Raw genomic sequence first — 18,428 nt, 5'->3', positions numbered from 1 at the left:
GTGTAATGGAATTGTGGCGACTTTTGGCAGAGTCCTGTCGCTATTTTTCCATTGCCAAAGAGGTTCATGTTCGGATACGAAAATTCCGATATATTTTTCGAACAACAGACGGGACCGATGAAGATGGCTGCAGCCGACGACTCCTCCACCGTATATGACCTGCTTATTGTTGGCGGCGGTGTTAACGGAACGGGCATTGCGCGTGATGCGTCCGGTCGCGGCGCGTCCGTGTTGCTGGTCGAGCAGGATGACCTTGCCAGCTACACCTCTTCAGCCAGCACCAAGCTGATCCATGGCGGCTTGCGCTATCTGGAATATTACGAATTCCGCCTTGTGCGCGAGGCTCTGATCGAGCGTGACCGGCTGCTGTCCATCGCGCCGCATATCATGTGGCCGCTGCGTTTCGTGCTGCCGCATTCTCCGGAGCAGCGTCCGGTCTGGATGATCCGTCTGGGTCTGTTCCTGTACGATCATCTTGCCCCGAAGATGAAGCTGCCCAAGTCACGGGCGCTCAATCTGAACACGCATTCCGCCGGTCAGCCGCTTCAGGATCAGTACAGGAAGGGCTTCGTCTATTCCGACGGCTGGGTGCAGGACAGCCGCCTTGTCGTGCTGAACGCCATGGACGCCGCCAATCGCGGCGCGGATATCCGCACCCGCACGCGGCTGGTTTCCGCCCGTCGTGTCAACGGCGTCTGGGAAGCCGAGATCGAGGACATGCGTAAGGGCGGCACCAAAACAGTGCGTGCCAAAGGTGTCGTGAACGCAGCCGGCCCGTGGGTCGCGCGTTTGCTGTCCAACCAGCTTGATCTGCCGAATTCGAAATCCGTGCGTCTGGTCAAGGGCAGTCACATTGTTGTGCCGCAGATCTTCGACGGTCCGCAGTGCTATATTTTCCAGAATCCCGACAAGCGTATCGTGTTCGCCATTCCTTACGAGCAGCGTTTCACCCTGATCGGCACGACCGATGTGACCTGGAATGAAGAGCCGGGTCTGGTTCAGATTTCTCAGGACGAAATCAAGTATCTTTGCGAAAGCGTGAACCGCTATTTCAAGGAGGACGTCAAGCCGGGTGATGTCGTATGGAGCTATGCTGGTCTGCGTCCGCTCTATGATGACGCCGCAGCCAATGCTTCTGCTGTGACACGTGACTATGTGCTGGATCTCGATAATACAGATGGCGCACCGCTGCTTTCCATTTTTGGCGGCAAAATCACGACGTTCCGTAAGCTGGCTGAACATGCGCTTGAAAAGCTTGCACCGGTTCTGCCTGCCGTGGGAGGCTATTCCTGGACGGCGGATGCGGCATTGCCCGGTGGTGATCTGGGAACGGGTGGCTTTGAAGCTGCCCTGAACCGTTTCCGTGATGCTGCACCTTTCCTGTCGCTGCCTCTGGCGTGGCGTCTGATGCGGACTTATGGCATGCGGGCTTACGATGTTATCGGAACAGCAAAGTCGCTTTCCGATATGGGCGAGGATTTCGGTCAGGGGATGACGGCCAACGAAGTCGATTATCTGATCGCGAACGAATGGGCACGCGCACCGGAGGACGTACTCTGGCGGCGTACCAAGATCGGTCTGCATATGACCGAAGAGCAGCGTCAGCGTGTGGGCGCATATATAAAACAAAAAGTCGGCTAACGACTATCGGAGCACCATGACAGCCCGGAAAAAACTGATCGGCGAACTTATCGCCGAATGTATTGCGGTTTTCATAATCATCCTGTTCGGTGATTCTGTTGCCGCCATGTATTCTCTCTATGACCCGAGCCCCTACAAGACGGCTTACTGGGGCGTGTGTATCGTCTGGGGCCTCGGCGTCACGATCGCTATTTATGCGACGGGCGCGGTTTCCGGCACGCACGCCAATCCGGCGGTGACGGTGGCGCTCGCCGTGTATCGTGGATTCTCATGGGCGAAGGTCGCGCCATACTGCGTGGCGCAGATTCTGGGTGGTTTTCTTGGAGCGGTGGTCGTTTATACGCTGTTCTCGCCCGTTATTGATCACTTTGCCGTCTCGCATGGTCTGGATCGGATACATGACGGCGCGGCGGCAGGTGTATTCTTCACGCATCCGGGCGATTTCGTCACGCCGATGCACGCTTTTCTGGTCGAAATCATTCTGACCGCCATGCTGCTATTCGGGATCTTTGCGATCACCTATGAGCATAACACCATGGCGCCTCAGGCGAATTCAGGTGCGTTGATCATTGGTCTTCTCGTGGCGACCATTGGTGCTTCCGCCGGATATCTCGACGCCTGGGCCATCAACCCGGCGCGCGATTTCGGCCCGCGTCTTTTCTGTTATCTCGCCGGATGGGGGCCGCAGGCTCTGCCGTCCCCTGGTAATTACTGGTGGGTGCCCATTTTAGGCCCGATTTGTGGTGGCGTTATCGGAGCCGGCCTTTACCGCGCGCTTATCCAGCCGTTCATGCCGAAGCCCGCTGCCGCGGCTTCCTCGATCGAAACATCTGTCTGACCGTTAAGGAGCAGCCATCATGATCAAACAGGATCGTATTCTGGCGATTGACCAGGGAACCACCTCTACCCGTAGTATTGTCTTTGACATGAACGGGCAGGAAATCTCGGTCGCACGACGGGAGTTTCCCCAGTACTATCCGCAACTGGGATGGGTTGAGCACGATCCTGAAGATATCTGGCGTGATGCGAAAACGACGGCGCAGGAAGCAGTCGAGCGCTCCGGTGGTGTTGACCGCATCGCGGCGATCGGAATCACCAACCAGCGTGAAACCATCGTCGTGTGGGATCGCAAGACCGGCAAAGCGGTACACAACGCCATCGTCTGGCAGGACCGCCGGACTGCCAAGCTGTGTGCCGAACTCAAGAAGCAGGGCAAGGAAGAACTGGTCGCCAGCCGTACCGGCCTGCTGCTCGATCCGTATTTCACAGCCACGAAGCTCGCCTGGATTCTTGATAATGTGGAAGGCGCGCGCACACGGGCTGAAAAAGGCGAACTGGCCTGTGGCACGATCGACTGCTTCCTGCTGTGGCGTCTGACGGACGGCAAGGTTCATGCGACGGACGTGACCAATGCTTCCCGTACACTGCTGTTCGATATCCATCGTCAGCAGTGGGATGACGAGCTTCTTGCGCTCTTCAACATCCCTGTGGCGCTGCTTCCGGAAGTCAAAGACAGCAGCGGTATCTTTGGAGAAAGTGTTCCTGATCTGTTTGGTCGCGCCGTGCCGATTGCCGGTATTGCCGGTGATCAGCAGGCCGCCGTTGTTGGTCAGACCTGCTTCAAGCCGGGAATGGCCAAGGCTACATATGGCACGGGCTGTTTCGTTCTGCTGAACACCGGTGAGAAGCCGGTCATCTCCCAGAACCGGATGCTCACGACCATCGCCTACCGCGTGAAGGGCAAGACCGCCTACGCTCTGGAAGGTTCCATCTTCGTCGCGGGTGCGGCGATCAAGTGGCTGCGTGACGGCCTGCACCTGATCACCCATGCTTCCCAGACTGACGACATGGCGACGCGCATACCGCACAGTCACGGCGTCTATATGGTGCCGGGCTTTGTCGGTCTCGGCGCACCGCACTGGGACCCGAATGCGCGTGGTCTGATCTGTGGTCTGACGCTTGATGCCACCGAGGCGCACATCGCCCGTGCGGCTCTGGAATCCGTGGCTTACCAGACGCTCGACCTCGTGGCTGCGATGACGCAGGACGGTGGCGGCACGGCCGACACACTGCGTATCGACGGTGGCATGGCGGCCAATGACTGGTTCTGTCAGTTCCTGTCCGACATGTTGCAGGCAAAGGTCGAGCGTCCCAAGCAGATCGAGACGACGGCTCTCGGCGCCGCATTCCTTGCAGGTGTTGGCGTCGGTCTGTGGAACGATCTGGAAGAAGTCGCATCTGAATGGCAGCGTGGCGCGCTGTTCGAGCCGAAAATGGAAGCTTCGACCCGTAAGGATATGATCGACGGTTGGCATGTCGCTGTGCGCCGGACGCTGATTCAAGCCTGACATTCTTTGACTTTGTATCGGGGTCTTGTCCGTTTCCCGCTGGGTTGCGGATAAGGCCCCCTTTTTTCTGTTCTGAAAACCCTCTGGTTTTGAGGCTTTCTCTGTAATTCCATTTTCCCGTACGTTGATTGGGGGATGGAAGATGAAGCAACCCGGTTTCTTTGATGTTGATGAGCGGCTTGCGCGATTGAGCAGGCTTGGTGATCGGCTCGAAGCGTTTTCGCGAACTGTAGATTTTGAAGTGTTTCGCCCTGATTTGGAGCTGGCGCTGGCGTATTCTGACGGGAGCAAAGGCGGACGACCGACATTCGATCCGCTCGCGTGTCGAGCATGTCTTTGCCGACCAGAAATCACAGACCGGGCTGGTCGTCCGAACAGTCGGCATCGCGCGAGCCACTATGAGGATCGGGCTGGCCAATATCGTCTGTAATATGCGTCGCTTTCTCTTCCTGGAACAGATCAGCGCGAGCGCGTAGCCATCCAGCGGGTGATAGCCCCCAATCTGCTCAAAACGCAGATCGAATGCTACTTCAGGAACCGTCAATCAAATCGCCAAAATCCTGAAATTACGAGCCAAGGGCATCAACCAACGGTTCTTCGATCCCTCCATGTATTTATGGTGATTTCTGAATTTGTGTGTCCCCATGGTTTAGATATTTCATTGTGTAAGTCAGAACCATACTTGCCACCAGCAAACTGCCAAGAACTAGGGCCAATCCTGCGAGACTTCCGGCGAAAGAAGGAGGCACCATGAATATGGTATTGACGTATCGCCAGACCATCATGACGGGATAGCCGAGCAGATAGAGTGCGAGCGTGTTTCTTTTGGAAAAGGCTGCGACTGTTTCGAGCCAGACTGGACGCGGGCATGAAGCTCCTAGCCACACCAGCACAGGGACGCCGATGCCCAGTAATGGCGCGCCGATGAGGTGAATTTTCGGCAGGTGCATACCAACGAATAGCGCGAGAACGATGACTGGATGGATTTTCGGGGTGCGCACCTCATGCTCCCCATGCAGATGGCGCAGCCACGCGCCGCCGGAGAAACTCAGAATCATGCGCGGCCATCCACCCCAGTAATGCATTGATGACCAGCCCGCATTGAGATCGCGCCACATCATGCTTAGCGTGAAGTAGGTGAAAGCTGCGCCAATCCATAGAGCGAGTAACCGTCTGGGAGTATCATGAACACGTAGACAGACCAGAAGGGCAAAGCCGAATAACTCCAGCACTATAGCCCAGCTGGGTGGATTGAGCGGGAAGACCGAGCCGTCAACGAGTGTGGAGAAGAAAGGCAGCAGGACAAGGCCGGAAATGAAAGCGCCGATCCAGTTTGTGACGGTCCATCCCTCCGCATTGGTGAGCGCCAGAGGAGCGAAGGCACAGAAGCTGGCTACGAGTGCGATGGCATAAACCGGATAGATATGAGCGAGGCGGCTGCCGATAATCTGCTGCCTGGTCATACTGATAACAGCAGGCTGTGATAGAGAGCCCATTGCGAGGAAGCCTTCGATCATGAAGAAGATGTCGATGGCGATCTGCCCCTGAGGCCATAACCGTCCCACATAGGGTTCCCCCCAGTGACCGGTAAAAATACTGAGCGCGACGAGCATGCGCAGCAGTTGAAGCATCGGGTAGCTTTTGTCTTTTTCGCTCGTTAACGAAACATCTGCAGCTATCATGGGCTGACGAACCGTATGATCGGACTGTGGTAGTGTATCAGGATTACTTTTGACTCATTCTTTCCCACTACGAATATCTGACACTGATGGTGGCATCAGTCTCATCCTGCCCGCTTCTGACAAGCCGAACATTGTCATGCTGGTCCACGAGCGGGGAGGAAATCGACTCTCTCATGTCTTATCGGTCTCATGGAAGCTGACGTGTTTGACGGGAATGCCAGTATCAGCAAGGGATATAGACAATATATAGTCTAACGGTAACGGTAACTGTTGTCACATTATTCCTGCCTTTACTGTTTTCGTAACCTCGATTCGGAAATTCCTGTCTCGGCCATCAGTCTCGCCGTATAAAATCCTGCTGCCATGATTGCTCATTCATGTGAAGACAAGATGGCAGAAATTCAAAGCTTGATGTAAAAATAATCCGTGAGTGAACGGCTTATTTACGTAATTCGTAACAGCTTTCTGGAGACAGTGTGCTCATAGCGCAGGTCTCGGACAACGCTAACACAGCAGCGTGTCGCAACCCATGATGCCGGCCCCGATACGCATAGAAAACAAGCCATACAATACGTGGCAAGGATTGCATGGCTCTTGCATGCACGTCGCTGTTCCGATCATATGAGTGGTCATTATTGTTTCCGGATCAAGTATTGTTACAAAAAAAGCAAGATCAACCAAAGGAAAGTGTGTGACATATCGTGTCACACGTAGCGGTTATCATCATCGCCGTTTTTCAAAGAAAGAAGAATGAATAGTCCACCTATAAAGACAGCATTTCAATCGAATGTTAGAGCCCTTTTGGAAATTCATCATCTGACGGTGAGTCGGGCTTACGGAGCACATAGATACCCCCGAAAAGGCCGGTTTTTCGCTGTTTTTCATTGATGCAGAGAATTGATTTCATTCCATATCGGGACTCTAAGCCTTTTCCAATAAGGGCTCTTGTTCCTGAAGCTGCGTGATTGTATTTAAAGGGTAATATCGATAATGCGATCAAATGATCACGAAATTGAGAGCGTAACCACAAGAATCCATGTTGATATAAGATCAATTTTGCAAAAAATAAGTTTTTTAGTAAATTCAACTCGTTCAAGTCTTATTATTCAATAATATTAATGGGTTAGAAAATAGCGCAACATACTACGCGATGTCATTTTGCAGTGCCATTTGCTGTATTTTTGATGATGTGTTTTTTTTGATGACATGCTTTCTATTTTATGTGTAATGTAGCCCCGTATCAGGTTATATTTAAAAATAAATAAAAAAATTAAAGGTGGGGAAGAAGTGGCTGGTTTTCTAAATCAGGCAATAAACGAAAACAATGCAACAGAAATAGATATCAGTTTCTGATGGAATATATTTTATTGTATTGAGTATATATAATAATACAATTATAATCATTTGCTTTAAAATTTCAATAATATGTTTTATTTGTTTTGTTAATTAGATAGTGAGTGTGGATATTTATTTGGAGAAAATATCGAACTTTGGTTTGTTGCTTACAGAAAAACGTGTCTCAATTTTTTTTGAGTTCTCATGTGCCGCAGCAAACATATTTTTGAGAGGTCAAGAATGTCGTTGCAAAGATGCAGATCTGCTGACGTAACGGATTGAATTTCGACTCTTTGGATACGAGTGAAAGAAGACCAACATGCGAATTCTGATCGTCGGAAATATGGGTTACGTGGGACCGGCCGTCTCGGCGCAGCTAAAGAAGGCATGCCCACAAAGTGTATTACATGGTTTTGACAATGCTTACTTCGCGCATTGCCTCACAGGAGTTGCGTGTCTACCCGAAAGAGTCCTTGATGCTCAGTTTTTTGGGGATGTGAGGGCTTTTTCTGATGGATTGCTGGCTGGTTATGATGCCGTTGTCCAGCTTGCGGCGATTTCGAACGATCCCATGGGGGACAGGTTTCAGGATGTCACACTCGACATCAATCAAAATGCAACCGTGGCTCTGGCTCAGGCGGCATCTGCGGCTGGTGTAAAACATTTCGTCTTTGCATCCAGTTGCAGTATTTATGGAGTTGCCGAGGGTGGTCCCCGTAGGGAGACGGATCCACTCAATCCAGTGACTACCTACGCACAATCCAAGATTGGCGCGGAAAAGGCGCTGGAACAGATTGATGGCGCCATGACAATTACCTGTCTGCGTTTTGCTACAGCCTGCGGTATGTCTGATCGCCTTCGACTGGATCTTGTGCTGAACGACTTTGTCGCTTCCGCGATGGTGACTGGAAAACTCAGCGTGCTTTCGGACGGCACACCTTGGCGACCGCTGATCGATACGCACGATATGGCCCGTGCGGTGGAGTGGGCGGTGAGCCGTTCGCCAGATAATGGTGGGCGTTATCTGGTCGTGAACGTAGGCAGCGATGAGCGAAATTATCAGGTCCATCAGATTGCTGAGGCTGTAGCCAAAGCCCTTCCAGGAACCGAGATAAGTATAAACACCAATTCAGCAGTGGATAGCCGGTCCTATCAGGTTGATTTCGGCCTGTACAAGTCACTGGCGCCGAATCACCAGCCTCAGGTGACTCTTGAGGATTCGATTTCTCATCTTAAGTCCGGTCTGGCTGGAATGGGTTTTGAAGACAGTGAGTTTCGTAATTCATCGTTGATACGACTCAAGGTGCTTGAGAGCCATATGGCGTCAGGGCGGCTTAACCGTTCTCTTGTCTGGCGATGCGAGGAAGGGGGATACAATCTCTGAGTTTGAATATTCTTATCTCTGATAGGCAGTAGAAGAAAACAGCTCTGTCTTCAAGGTAATCGTTTTAACAATGCTTTGCGGCATAAGGAAAAAATAAATGAAGGTCGCAATTCTCGCCGGAGGCTTTGGCACCAGACTTAGTGAAGAGACAATGATCCGCCCAAAGCCTATGGCCGAAATCGGCGGACGACCAATACTCTGGCATATCATGAAGATATACGCCCATTATGGGTTCTCTGATTTTGTCATTCTCGGTGGTTATCGTATCGAATTCATACGAGACTATTTTATGCGTTACCGTTACGCGCGTCGCGATTTCACCATAGACCTCGGCACGGGGGATGTGCGCTGGCTGGAAGCCCAGACAGACAACTGGCGTGTTACCGTTCTGGATACAGGACAGGAATCCCTGACGGGCGGTCGCATTCTTCGAGCGCGTCGTTATCTTGAGGACAGCACGTTCTGTCTCACCTACGGCGACGGTGTAAGTGACGTGAATATAGCCGATCTTCTGGCATTTCATCGATCGCGTGCAGCCTGGTGCACGTTGACAGCCGTCGTGCAGCCGGGTCGCTTTGGTGCGCTGGAGCTTACCGATAATGCGATGTCCGTAAGTGGCTTCGGTGAGAAACGCGCCGGTGACGGTGGGTTGATCAATGGCGGTTTTTTCGTGTGTGAACCGCAGGTCCTCGACCTGATCGATGACGATCTGACGACATGGGAAGCGGAACCGATGAGCAGACTGATCGAACGAGGCAAGCTGTCGAGCTTCGTGCATGATCGGTACTGGCAAAATATGGACACCCTGCGTGACAAGCAGGTTCTGGAGGCCACATGGGCAACGGGGGCTGCCCCGTGGAAAGTCTGGGCTGACTGAGAGTGTCCTGACGGAAACCGTCCTGTCCTCGAACTTCATGGTAATAAATCTGGAGCCGGAACATGATTATTGTCGATACGGCATTGAAGCGTCGCGAAACCGAAGGGCGGCCAGTGACAGTGGCCCTGATTGGTGCAGGGACACAGGCGAAGGCCATCGCGCGCACCATTGAAACAGCTACACCCGGGATGCGCGTAGTGGCTGTTTGCAACCGTACACGCGCTCATGGTGAAGTCCTGTTTGAAGAACTGGGCCTTGAACCGGTGTGGTGTCCGGATGCTCAGTCAGTTGAACGTGTCCTTGCATCAGGGCAGCGGGTCGTGACCAGTGATCCGGTGCTTCTGGCTCAGGCCAGTGGAATCGATGCGATTATCGAGGCAACTGGCTCCATGGAGCACGCTGCCAGAGCAGCGCTGGCAGCGATCGAAGGCGGAAAACATCTGATTCAGGTGAACGCGGAGCTTGATGGAACGGTTGGCCCCATCCTGAAAAAGAAAGCTGACCTCGCCAACGTCGTCTATACCGCAGGCGATGGAGATCAGCCGGGCGTCATGATGAATCTGGTTCGCTTCATGACAGGTATTGGTGTGCGCCCGGTTTTGTGCGGCAGTATCAAGGGCCTTTACGATCCTTATCGCACTCCAGACACGCAGATATCCTTTGCGGAAAAATGGAGTTTGCAGCCGGCTATGGCTGCATCCTTCGCTGACGGAACCAAAATTTCCTTTGAGCAGACAGTGATTGCCAATGGCACGGGTATGAAGGTGGCTCGGCGAGGCATGCTCGGTCCTGATTTCTCGGGTGGAAATCCGGATACACCCTTGGTACCTCTGGAAGACGTGGCGACAGCCTTCTCCCCGTTTCTGGATGCACATCTCGCGGAAGGAGGTCCCGGCGTTGTCGATTACGTGATCGGAGCGAGGCCAGGGCCGGGAGTTTTTGTGCTTGGGACGATGGATGACGTAAAACAGCGACATTTTCTGAATTATTACAAGATGGGACCGGGCCCTTATTACTGTTTCTATACCCCGTTTCATCTGTGCCATTTTGAAGTTCCCGGCTCTGTGGCCCGTGCCGTTCTGTTTGGAGACGCGACTCTTGCCCCGCTTTCTGGACCGGTTGTCGGTGTTATTGCGCTAGCCAAGAAAGACCTCGAGCCGGGAGAGACAATCGCCGAACTCGGTGGTTTCGAAGTTTACGGAATGATTGAAAATATCGAAACCATCAGAGAGGAAAACCTTATTCCTCTGGGACTTGCCATAGGTTCGACGGTTCGCAGACACATTCCACGTGACCGTCCTTTGACCTTTGCAGATATCGATCTGCCGGAAGGAAGAGTCATCGATCGTCTTTATGCCGAGCAGGAAAGAGCTTTTTCACCAGGCGAGACGATCAAGGAGGTTGCCTGTGATCTTTCGTGAAACCACGCTGAAGGATGCCATGATTATCGAGCCAGAACTGGTAGAGGATAATCGTGGTTTCTTCTCCAGGATGATGTGTCGGGATGAATTCACGCAACATGGTCTGATTTCCGATTTTGTACAACATAATATGTCGTTTTCACGTAACAAGGGCACGGTTCGTGGGCTGCATTTCCAGCGTGGTGTTCATGCTGAAGCCAAACTCATGCGATGCACCAGAGGGAGTATTGTGGACGTCATTGTGGATCTTCGCGGGGATTCCGTGACCTATCTGAAACATGAGTCTTTTGTTCTGAGTGCAGAGAATCATCGTATGCTGTACGTGCCGCCCGGATTCGCTCACGGATTTCAGACCCTTCTTGATAATACAGAGGTTTTTTATCCTGTGAGCGCTGCCTATACACCCGGCGCTGAAGGCGGGTTGCGTTACGATGATCCACTGCTGCGGATTACATGGCCTCTGGAAGTTATTGATCTATCAACAAAAGACGCGGCATGGCCGCTTTTGCGGCAAGGGCAGTCTCCAATTTTTTAATGTGTTTTCTGTAGTGGACTTTCTTCTTCCGTCTGGAATCTGAAGGGAACACGGTGATGTGAATAACCCGGATACTTCCAGTTTCTGCTATAGATTCTTGTAAGATGTGTCCGTTTAAATGCGTTAGGTTTAGGGAATGAAGTCTTTAAATATCTTCTATTTCTGATGCTAGGAGTTTGGGATGAAAAACGAAGAAGGGTTCCAGTCTGGAAAAAGACGTTTTCTTGTTCTGGCGCGTGTCGGCGATGAGTCGCTTCATCGCGAATGGATTGCGAATGATGCAACACCACGCAACTGGGATCTTCAGCTGAATGTCTATGCAAAAGATCAGTCGCTCTCTTTCGATGGTGATCTGCCTCCTGTATTCGATTATGGAACGAAATGGGACAGTATAGCCCGCCATTTCAAAGCGCATCCTGAACTGCTTGATCGTTATGAATATATCATGCTGCCGGATGATGACTTGCGGATGAAATCTTCTGATATCAGCAAGTTGTTCGATATAGCGGTGGAATACGATCTGACGATGGCGCAGCCGGCCATGACACATGACACATGACAGCTATGTCTCTCACGACATTCTTCTACGTGTGCCTGGCTTTCGGCTGCGTTACAGTAATTTTCTCGAATCAATGGCCTGCTGCATCAAATCGTCCTATCTCCGCACGATCCTGCCGATGTTCGAGCGGCATTTCACGGGCTGGGGGACTGATCTCATCTGGACAATGCTGATGGAAGATCCCGCCTTCCGTGCAGCGGTCGTCGATGAGGTTCCGATGGTTCATGTCCGCCCGCTTTACAGTGGTCCCATCTATGTGAATTTCGTCAAGGATGGCATCGATCCACATCAGGAAATCAAGTTCCTGACGAGTTGCTTTGATAATCATCCGAAGACCAAGCATGTTTACGGAGGGTGGCTGACAAACGGACGACGGGTGGGGGATTTTGAAACGCGTATTCGCAATGCTATCGCGCTTTTATGGATGGCCCGACGAGTGAAAAACCCTGCGAGAGCGGTCTTCAAATCGGCCTGCATGACAGTGTGGGCATTTACCAAGGCAGGATATCGTCCTGAACAGCTTCGCGCCATACCGGGCACAGAAATGGCTCTTCTGGGGCTGGGAAAGGTGGCGTCGGTCGATCGCGGAGATAATGAGATTATCGACGTTGCGGCAGCACGTGATACAGTCCTTTCCGGGTTGGGAGAGAATAGCGTAGTCAGACCGTAAACGCTCCAGAGCCTGAATTTGCCAGGCTGAATGTTGCGCGGTGACGCGCTTTTCTATGCAACCTGTCCGGATCAATGATTGGAACGGCCTGAAGATCCTCCTTGAATCACGAAAGATAGTTTTGAATGTCTGCGATCACGGCTTTAAAAGATTTAAGGCGACGGGTTTGAAAATTATCTGAATGCTTTTGTCTGCAGGAATACCACTGAGTTGTGATTTCCATTAACCGAAGAGAGATTTTTTTGAATACTATTATGTAAAAAATTCACATAGAAGATTAATAATATTATATTTATATCATAAGTAATTGCTTCTTCAGTCGGAGCTGGAGTGTGTTTTGTGTTAATCCTCTAATAAAAACAAAGGTAGCCTTTGGTAATGGAAGAAAATACGCCCCATAACTATTGTGGCTTCAGGATTACTGTAGCCTGAATATTGGCTGTAACCGTCTGATCTTCCGAACGCATCGTCGGAGCAGCCATCGCAGCGCGGGCCATGAAGGCGACTGGGCGAACAGTCAGCGGCTCATCGACCGAGATTGAAGCAATTGAAGACACTTTCAGACCAAGGTCATTAGCTATTTCGCTGGAGCGGCTGCGGAGATCATCCACCGCCTTTTTCTCGGCCTGACGATGCAGTTCCTTCTGATGTTCAGGCGACAGAGACCAGGATACGCCTTCCAGCAACAATCCGTTGGCCTGAAGCCTGCCGACCAGATCCAGCAGAGCTGAAGCATCTTTGGCCTTGATCTGAATGGTCTGCCGGGCTGTCCAACTGGAGGGTTTGTTGTCTTTGCGGTTTTCCGACACGTCGTACGAATCGGTCAGAACCGTAACGCCTGCAACCTTTTCAGCTTTGGTCACGGCAGCATGGGCGGCATCGTTGGTTTTCGCCTGTGCATCAACAGCTTTCACCGCTTCATTCTGAATCAGCAATGTGGCTGTCAACAGATCAGGAGCAGCATCAACCGAACCGGTTCCGGTAACATTCAGACGTGTCGACCCGTCATGAATTTCGGGATCAGCCGCAGATGCCACTGTGCCATGAGCGAGACCGGCGAGCAGCGCCAGACCAGATACTGCGATATAAGACGACTTCGAATGACTCATGGATGTATATTCCTGCCTTTAAGAATGGCGAGGGCTTCCCTCAGCCGCGTGACACCCAGCCGGACATAGCCCTGACTACAAAGACGTTGGCCTTCTTTTCTGAGAGCGACAACATCTTCGGATCGTATCTGCCTGTCATGCTCATCAATCGTGCGCATCAGGCGCGAGCAGTAATCCCGGCTGTCGGAGGTGACTTCCATGCTGCGTTCAGAGGGAGAAGTGTCGCTTCCATCCATCGTCCTCACCATGGCGACGGGCTGTGCGACCGGTGATGCTCCGCCATTCACGGGTTCACGGGCAAACAGCATTCGGACTGAACTGTCACCAGTTTCGGCTTCTGCCACCCCACACAGGGCTAAGAGCAGAATCGGTGCTGCAATCAGAAACATCACACGTATCATGATTGAGACACTAGCAGATCCGGTCTGTCTTGCGGATGGTAAGTGTGTGAATCCTCCGTCATATCTGTACCCTGTTTTTTGCCGTCATCTTCCGGGAGCGGCAGATACATTCTTACGCAGAGGCCGGGACTACGGGACTGAAACTGCAGAATACCACCGTGAAGGTGGACAATGGCCTGGACCAGAGAAAGACCAAGACCGGAACCGGGCGTATTGCGGGCGGCGTCTGCACGGAAGAAGCGCTCTGATGCTCTTTCCATGTCGGCTGCTGTCATACCCGGCCCCTGATCACTGACTTCAAGGGTAACGATGCGCCCACCCGCCCGGTCGGCGGGGACAGGATTGAAGCCGGTGGCGACAGCGACGGTGATCGTTCCGTTGTGAGGCGAAAACTTGATGGCGTTATCGATCAGATTCGAAACAGCCTGCTGGATCATGGAACGATCGCCATAGAACTGGAGATGTTCCGGTGCGCGCAACATGATTCTGCTGCCCTGATCATCGGCCAACGGTTCGTAGAGTTCTACAATGTCGCTGAGCACAGGCATCAGGTCGAATGACGCGAAGGCCGATCGTCTCGAACCGGCTTCAATCTGTGCAATTCTGAGAAGAGCTTCGAATACGGCTGTAATATTGTCGAGATCGCTGACGCCTTCCTCGATGGCCGAGCGTAGTGAATTCTCATCCCTGGCATGCAATGCTGCATATTCGAGCTGGGCACGGGCGCGCGTGATCGGAGTGCGCAGATCATGGGCAATCGCGTTCGAAACCTGCTTCACGCCGTCCATCAGGCGTTTGATGCGATCGAGCATCTCATTGATCGCTTCGGCAACTTCATCGATTTCATCACCACGTCCGGAAAGAGGGACGCGTCGGTCCATGTCGCCGTGCGCAATGGCGGAGGTGGTTCGTGCAATGGATGAAATCATGCGTCTGAACATGCTGCGGACGAAAAAAGCGCCGATAAATGTCAGAACAGTGATGATGCCCCATGCCCAGAACAGGGTGTCGGTGAGCAGATGGCGCAATGTGGACCGTCCACGCACGTCCCTTCCGACAAGTAATCGATAGTTCTTTGGAAGATCGAAAGACTGTACTTCGGCAACCCCTCTGATTCCGGCCCGCTTGATGGTGAGCTGATACCAGACATTGCTCATGGCCACGGGCTCCGGCCATGAGGGCAGATTGCCGGCTATACGCTCTCCATGCGGACCCACCAGCAGATACAGGGCGTCATCATCAACATTGTCTTCCAGTCGGTCTTCGATGGTGAGCGCAAGCGCCGAGAGGCCTCCATCTGACCAGCGTTCGGAAAGGGCGCGCGCATCCGCCGCCACGGAAGCTTCCACCTGCCGTTGCAGAAGGCTGGCGGTTCCCCACCAGATGACTGAGAGAAAAAGCCCGGCGGAAACCCAGAACAGAACCGCATAACCGAGAGCAAAGCGGACACCCGCGGATCTCAGGCCACCGATATGGTAACGCAGGGCCTTGAGTGAGAGACGGGATAGTCGAAATCCGCGTTGCCTTGCGGGAACTGCCTGTTCAGCCGGTTCAGGAGAGATGGGGGGTGTCATAAGTCAGCCGCGCCGGGCCAGCAGAGAAATGGAAAAAGACCATTACGCACTATCAGTATCCCGACTGGCGAAAGCCGATGATGGGCAGGTTGAAAAAATAACCCCATCACCGGGTAGCTGAAAAGGTCAGTCAGCGCGGAGCATGTAACCCGCGTTCCGGACGGTATGGATAAGCGGCGCTTCGAATGGCTTGTCCACTTTCTGCCGCAGGCGTGACACGTGGACATCGATCACGTTCGTCTGTGGGTCGAAATGGTAATCCCACACGCCTTCAAGCAGCATTGTGCGGGTAACGACCTGTCCGGCATGCCGCATCAGAAATTCAAGCAGGCGGAACTCTCGTGGCTGGAGATCGATCTTCTGCCCGTCACGCTTCACGCTCCGGGAAAGCAGATCCATCTCAAGGCCACTGATTTCCAGTCTGGTCTGGGGGGCAGCCTCGTTGCGACCGCGCCGCCCGAGCGCCTCGACACGGGCAAGGAGTTCCGAGAATGCGAAAGGCTTTGTCAGATAATCATCGCCACCGGCTTTCAATCCGGCGACGCGGTCATCCACGTCTGCCAGGGCGGAAAGAATCAGCACCGGCGTTGCATTGGCCTGCGAGCGGAGCGTCTCCAGGATGCGGAGGCCATCAATGCCGCCGGGAAGCATGCGGTCGAGAATGATGACATCGAACTTCTCGCTGACGGCAAGAAACAGCCCGTCCTTGCCGTTGTCAGCCTGCTCGACGAGGTGGCCGGTCTCGCTCAGACCTTTGGCGACGAAACCCCGAACTGTCGGATCATCCTCAACGAGAAGTATGCGCATAAAACGAGATCTCCGATATTGCGACGGATCGCATACTGAATGCGGTAGGAGATTAGAGTGAGTTGCGGCACCTGTCACGCGGAGGGCAGGGCGCCTGTCCGCCTAAGTCGCGGATTTCCGCGGAAAAGAGATCTTACATGAGAGGTTATTCATGAAACGGCGAGGTTGATTTCATACGTCGTGGCAGACTGCATTTCATGCGAGGTCGTGTTCGTCCAGATCACGCCAGTTCCCTCGTGACAGAATCTCGGCAGGACGGAAGTTGGTCTTGTAGGCCATCTTGGGACTCTGGGCGATCCAGTAGCCAAGATAGACGTATGGCAGGCGTCTTCGTTTCGCCTGCTGGACCAGCCAGAGGACCGCGAAGCTGCCCAGAGAGCGTGTGCTGTCGGTGGGGTCGTAAAAACTGTATACAGCCGAGAGTCCATCACTCAGGGCGTCGACCAGACTGACCGCCATAAGGTGGTTCTCCGGCGACCGGAACTCCACCATGAAGGTATCAATGGGAGTATCTTCAACCATTGACCGGTAATCGGCGAAATTCATGCTCGCCATATCGCCCGTTGCGTGTCGGGCAAGCTGGTACTGACGAAACAGCACGAACTGCTCGGCAGTGGCTTTTGCCGGAACCTCGAACCCCTGCAGATCGGAGTTGGCTTTGATGCTTCGTTTCTGGGTTCGGCTGGGAACAAATCGCTGGACGGGAATGCGGATGGGGACGCAGGCAGTGCAGCCGTTGCAGACGGGCGCGTAGGCAATGGCGTGACTGCGTCGAAAGCCCGCCCGCGACAGTCGGTCGTGCAGAGCTTCCGCATTGGGACCAGACAGATCGGTGACGACCTTCCGCTCCATCCGGTCCGGCAGGTAAGGGCAGGGCTGGGGAGCGGTCGTATAGAAAAACTGCGGGTGGCGAGACGAAAAAGTCATCAGTTTTCAGCCTCCCGCATTGGCGCATCACCCTGCTCCCGAATGTTCATCCGGAACAGGGGATGGATAATGACGAACAGTCGGGCCTGCCGTCAATTGAAGACCGGCTATGTCCTCATTCTTTTCTCAGAGTTGATACGCCACGCCGAGGCGGAGCTGAACGCCGTTGCGCCAGTTAATACCGTTTGCTGAGTCAGTTTCATTCCAGAATGGAGTATAGGCGGTCTGTCGTGCCCGGCCGTAGTTCAGGTAAGTGTAGCGTACGCCTCCTGTCAGATGCACGCGATCTGTCATGCGATAGTCAAGGGCGATGTCGCCGCTCCATTCGGGACGGGAGTCATGGGCATAAGGGTTGTTGCTGCCGAAGTAGGTATGCGTGTCAAGAAACTGTGCCCAGCCGGCCCGTCCACGAATGACAAGGCGGTTGGTAATGGCGTAATCGATATGAAGAGCGAGGCCGATATAACCTTTACCATAGGCAGTAAAAGTATTTGCTCCTCCAGCTCGATAACCGCCCTGTATGGTCGGCATGATAAGCAGTCGGTCATTGAGTATCAGAAACCCTTTGCCGATTTCGCCGGTTACATTGATGCCGGATCGGTTTTGTCCAGCCTGATAGCGGGCGTGATCATTGAACGCTGAACCGGAAGCTGGCTGCACATGCCAATATGTTTTCCGGCTGTCTTCTGTCTGGCCGTCGTCCAGTGTGAAAGTGGCCGCAGCGTAAAGATGTTTCATGATGCTGGTGTCAAACATGTACTGTGCATCCGCCCGGAAGCCTGGTGTCCAGCCTGTTTGATGAATGCGGTCTGATCTCTGCGACTGATAATTGTCATCGGAGAACCAGGTAGGACGTACGTTATAATTATGTCCAATGTTGCGTGTCAGATCCTCGAAGTTACCCGTTACAGAAAGGCCGATCTCCCTGTTGACGGCGACAACTGCCGGAGGAGCGGCGCAGGCGGCGTCGATCATCGAAAATGCAAGTGTTGCGGTGGTCAGGCAGGTCAGAAGGGCGGTTTTGCGAAGCATCAGGTTCAGGGCTTTCACCAGCGTTGGAACGTTGATGAGATGCATGTCACATTTATCGAAGCTGTTACATTGCGATTCAAAGAGCCCTATGAATTGTATTTTTTTAAGTAATTGTTTTAATTGATA

Annotated in this window: 16 protein-coding genes and 2 pseudogenes; 11 read left to right on the top strand and 7 right to left on the bottom strand. The window is 53.0% G+C overall.

The features are described from left to right. Positions 1 to 123: 123 nt before the first annotated feature. The 5 genes and pseudogenes from glpD to A0U92_RS17335 form a co-directional block, all read left to right on the top strand. Positions 124 to 1,641, top strand: a complete 1,518-nt coding sequence (gene glpD / locus A0U92_RS10750) for a glycerol-3-phosphate dehydrogenase (protein WP_187668751.1) — start codon at positions 124 to 126, stop codon at positions 1,639 to 1,641. Between the two features lie 16 nt (positions 1,642 to 1,657). Beyond that, positions 1,658 to 2,479 carry an MIP/aquaporin family protein gene (locus A0U92_RS10745; RefSeq protein ID WP_077813221.1) on the top strand — a complete coding sequence of 274 codons (822 nt, stop codon included), beginning with the start codon at positions 1,658 to 1,660 and terminating at the stop codon, positions 2,477 to 2,479. A 19-nt stretch (positions 2,480 to 2,498) separates the two neighbouring features. After that, positions 2,499 to 3,989 carry a glycerol kinase GlpK gene (glpK, locus tag A0U92_RS10740; RefSeq protein WP_077813220.1) on the top strand — a complete coding sequence of 497 codons (1,491 nt, stop codon included), beginning with the start codon at positions 2,499 to 2,501 and terminating at the stop codon, positions 3,987 to 3,989. Between the two features lie 142 nt (positions 3,990 to 4,131). Continuing rightward, positions 4,132 to 4,302 (top strand): annotated as a pseudogene (locus A0U92_RS17340) (IS5/IS1182 family transposase); the annotation flags it as partial. After that, positions 4,301 to 4,465, top strand: a pseudogene (locus A0U92_RS17335) (IS5/IS1182 family transposase); the annotation flags it as partial. The pseudogenes A0U92_RS17340 and A0U92_RS17335, both read left to right, overlap by 2 nt. A gap of 138 nt (positions 4,466 to 4,603) precedes the next feature. On the opposite strand, the gene A0U92_RS10730 reads toward A0U92_RS17335, so the two are convergent. After that, positions 4,604 to 5,620 carry an acyltransferase family protein gene (locus tag A0U92_RS10730; protein WP_077813218.1) on the bottom strand — a complete coding sequence of 339 codons (1,017 nt, stop codon included), beginning with the start codon at positions 5,618 to 5,620 and terminating at the stop codon, positions 4,604 to 4,606. 1,705 nt (positions 5,621 to 7,325) lie between these two features. Between A0U92_RS10730 and A0U92_RS10725 the strand changes: the two genes are divergently transcribed. The 6 genes from A0U92_RS10725 (at position 7,326) to A0U92_RS18300 (ending at position 12,452) form a co-directional block, all read left to right on the top strand. Next, on the top strand, positions 7,326 to 8,390 hold the full coding sequence (locus A0U92_RS10725; protein WP_077813217.1) for an NAD-dependent epimerase/dehydratase family protein: 1,065 nt from the start codon (positions 7,326 to 7,328) through the stop codon (positions 8,388 to 8,390). Positions 8,391 to 8,487: 97 nt separating this feature from the next. Continuing rightward, a complete protein-coding gene (rfbF, locus tag A0U92_RS10720; protein WP_077813216.1) occupies positions 8,488 to 9,267 on the top strand; it encodes a glucose-1-phosphate cytidylyltransferase in 780 nt (259 codons plus the stop codon). Positions 9,268 to 9,329: 62 nt separating this feature from the next. Further along, complete coding sequence (locus A0U92_RS10715) at positions 9,330 to 10,688, top strand: NAD(P)H-dependent oxidoreductase (protein WP_077813215.1); 1,359 nt, start codon at positions 9,330 to 9,332, stop codon at positions 10,686 to 10,688. Continuing rightward, entirely contained in the window at positions 10,675 to 11,223 is a 549-nt protein-coding gene (rfbC, locus tag A0U92_RS10710) for a dTDP-4-dehydrorhamnose 3,5-epimerase (RefSeq protein WP_077813214.1), read from the top strand. Before A0U92_RS10715 ends, rfbC begins: the two co-directional genes overlap by 14 nt. A gap of 181 nt (positions 11,224 to 11,404) precedes the next feature. Continuing rightward, positions 11,405 to 11,782 carry a DUF707 domain-containing protein gene (locus tag A0U92_RS18305; protein ID WP_236748098.1) on the top strand — a complete coding sequence of 126 codons (378 nt, stop codon included), beginning with the start codon at positions 11,405 to 11,407 and terminating at the stop codon, positions 11,780 to 11,782. Beyond that, positions 11,772 to 12,452: a hypothetical protein gene (locus A0U92_RS18300; RefSeq protein ID WP_236748097.1), complete on the top strand. Its 681-nt coding sequence runs from the start codon at positions 11,772 to 11,774 to the stop codon at positions 12,450 to 12,452. Before A0U92_RS18305 ends, A0U92_RS18300 begins: the two co-directional genes overlap by 11 nt. A gap of 401 nt (positions 12,453 to 12,853) precedes the next feature. Here the strand turns inward: A0U92_RS18300 and A0U92_RS10700 are convergent, their stop codons facing one another. The 6 genes from A0U92_RS10700 to A0U92_RS10675 all read right to left on the bottom strand — a co-directional run bounded on the left by A0U92_RS10700 (position 12,854) and on the right by A0U92_RS10675 (position 18,347). Then, positions 12,854 to 13,561, bottom strand: coding sequence for an SIMPL domain-containing protein (locus tag A0U92_RS10700; protein ID WP_077813213.1), 708 nt, complete (start codon positions 13,559 to 13,561; stop codon positions 12,854 to 12,856). Further along, positions 13,558 to 13,962, bottom strand: coding sequence for a hypothetical protein (locus A0U92_RS10695; RefSeq protein WP_077813212.1), 405 nt, complete (start codon positions 13,960 to 13,962; stop codon positions 13,558 to 13,560). The genes A0U92_RS10700 and A0U92_RS10695 overlap by 4 nt, the downstream gene beginning before the upstream one ends. Continuing rightward, positions 13,959 to 15,536: a sensor histidine kinase gene (locus A0U92_RS10690; protein WP_077813211.1), complete on the bottom strand. Its 1,578-nt coding sequence runs from the start codon at positions 15,534 to 15,536 to the stop codon at positions 13,959 to 13,961. Before A0U92_RS10690 ends, A0U92_RS10695 begins: the two co-directional genes overlap by 4 nt. Before the next feature lie 126 nt (positions 15,537 to 15,662). Next, on the bottom strand, positions 15,663 to 16,343 hold the full coding sequence (locus A0U92_RS10685; RefSeq protein WP_077813210.1) for a winged helix-turn-helix domain-containing protein: 681 nt from the start codon (positions 16,341 to 16,343) through the stop codon (positions 15,663 to 15,665). 195 nt (positions 16,344 to 16,538) lie between these two features. Further along, positions 16,539 to 17,270 carry an arginyltransferase gene (locus tag A0U92_RS10680; protein ID WP_077813209.1) on the bottom strand — a complete coding sequence of 244 codons (732 nt, stop codon included), beginning with the start codon at positions 17,268 to 17,270 and terminating at the stop codon, positions 16,539 to 16,541. Positions 17,271 to 17,396: 126 nt separating this feature from the next. Beyond that, positions 17,397 to 18,347: a hypothetical protein gene (locus A0U92_RS10675; protein WP_077813208.1), complete on the bottom strand. Its 951-nt coding sequence runs from the start codon at positions 18,345 to 18,347 to the stop codon at positions 17,397 to 17,399. Between the last annotated feature and the right edge of the window lie 81 nt (positions 18,348 to 18,428).

The organism is Acetobacter aceti (assembly GCF_002005445.1).
GTDB lineage: Bacteria > Pseudomonadota > Alphaproteobacteria > Acetobacterales > Acetobacteraceae > Acetobacter > Acetobacter aceti_B.
Note: the sequence above shows the minus strand (reverse complement) of the source record. Positions and strands in the feature narration are given on the sequence as shown.

Coding starts and splice junctions, on each gene's coding strand:
- glpD (WP_187668751.1), top strand. CDS start 124: ATGGCTGCAGCCGACGACTCCTCCACCGTATATGACCTGCTTATTGTT.
- A0U92_RS10745 (WP_077813221.1), top strand. CDS start 1,658: ATGACAGCCCGGAAAAAACTGATCGGCGAACTTATCGCCGAATGTATT.
- glpK (WP_077813220.1), top strand. CDS start 2,499: ATGATCAAACAGGATCGTATTCTGGCGATTGACCAGGGAACCACCTCT.
- A0U92_RS10730 (WP_077813218.1), bottom strand. CDS start 5,620: ATGCTTCAACTGCTGCGCATGCTCGTCGCGCTCAGTATTTTTACCGGT.
- A0U92_RS10725 (WP_077813217.1), top strand. CDS start 7,326: ATGCGAATTCTGATCGTCGGAAATATGGGTTACGTGGGACCGGCCGTC.
- rfbF (WP_077813216.1), top strand. CDS start 8,488: ATGAAGGTCGCAATTCTCGCCGGAGGCTTTGGCACCAGACTTAGTGAA.
- A0U92_RS10715 (WP_077813215.1), top strand. CDS start 9,330: ATGATTATTGTCGATACGGCATTGAAGCGTCGCGAAACCGAAGGGCGG.
- A0U92_RS18305 (WP_236748098.1), top strand. CDS start 11,405: ATGAAAAACGAAGAAGGGTTCCAGTCTGGAAAAAGACGTTTTCTTGTT.
- A0U92_RS18300 (WP_236748097.1), top strand. CDS start 11,772: ATGACACATGACAGCTATGTCTCTCACGACATTCTTCTACGTGTGCCT.
- A0U92_RS10700 (WP_077813213.1), bottom strand. CDS start 13,561: ATGAGTCATTCGAAGTCGTCTTATATCGCAGTATCTGGTCTGGCGCTG.
- A0U92_RS10695 (WP_077813212.1), bottom strand. CDS start 13,962: ATGATACGTGTGATGTTTCTGATTGCAGCACCGATTCTGCTCTTAGCC.
- A0U92_RS10690 (WP_077813211.1), bottom strand. CDS start 15,536: ATGACACCCCCCATCTCTCCTGAACCGGCTGAACAGGCAGTTCCCGCA.
- A0U92_RS10685 (WP_077813210.1), bottom strand. CDS start 16,343: ATGCGCATACTTCTCGTTGAGGATGATCCGACAGTTCGGGGTTTCGTC.
- A0U92_RS10680 (WP_077813209.1), bottom strand. CDS start 17,270: ATGACTTTTTCGTCTCGCCACCCGCAGTTTTTCTATACGACCGCTCCC.
- A0U92_RS10675 (WP_077813208.1), bottom strand. CDS start 18,347: ATGCATCTCATCAACGTTCCAACGCTGGTGAAAGCCCTGAACCTGATG.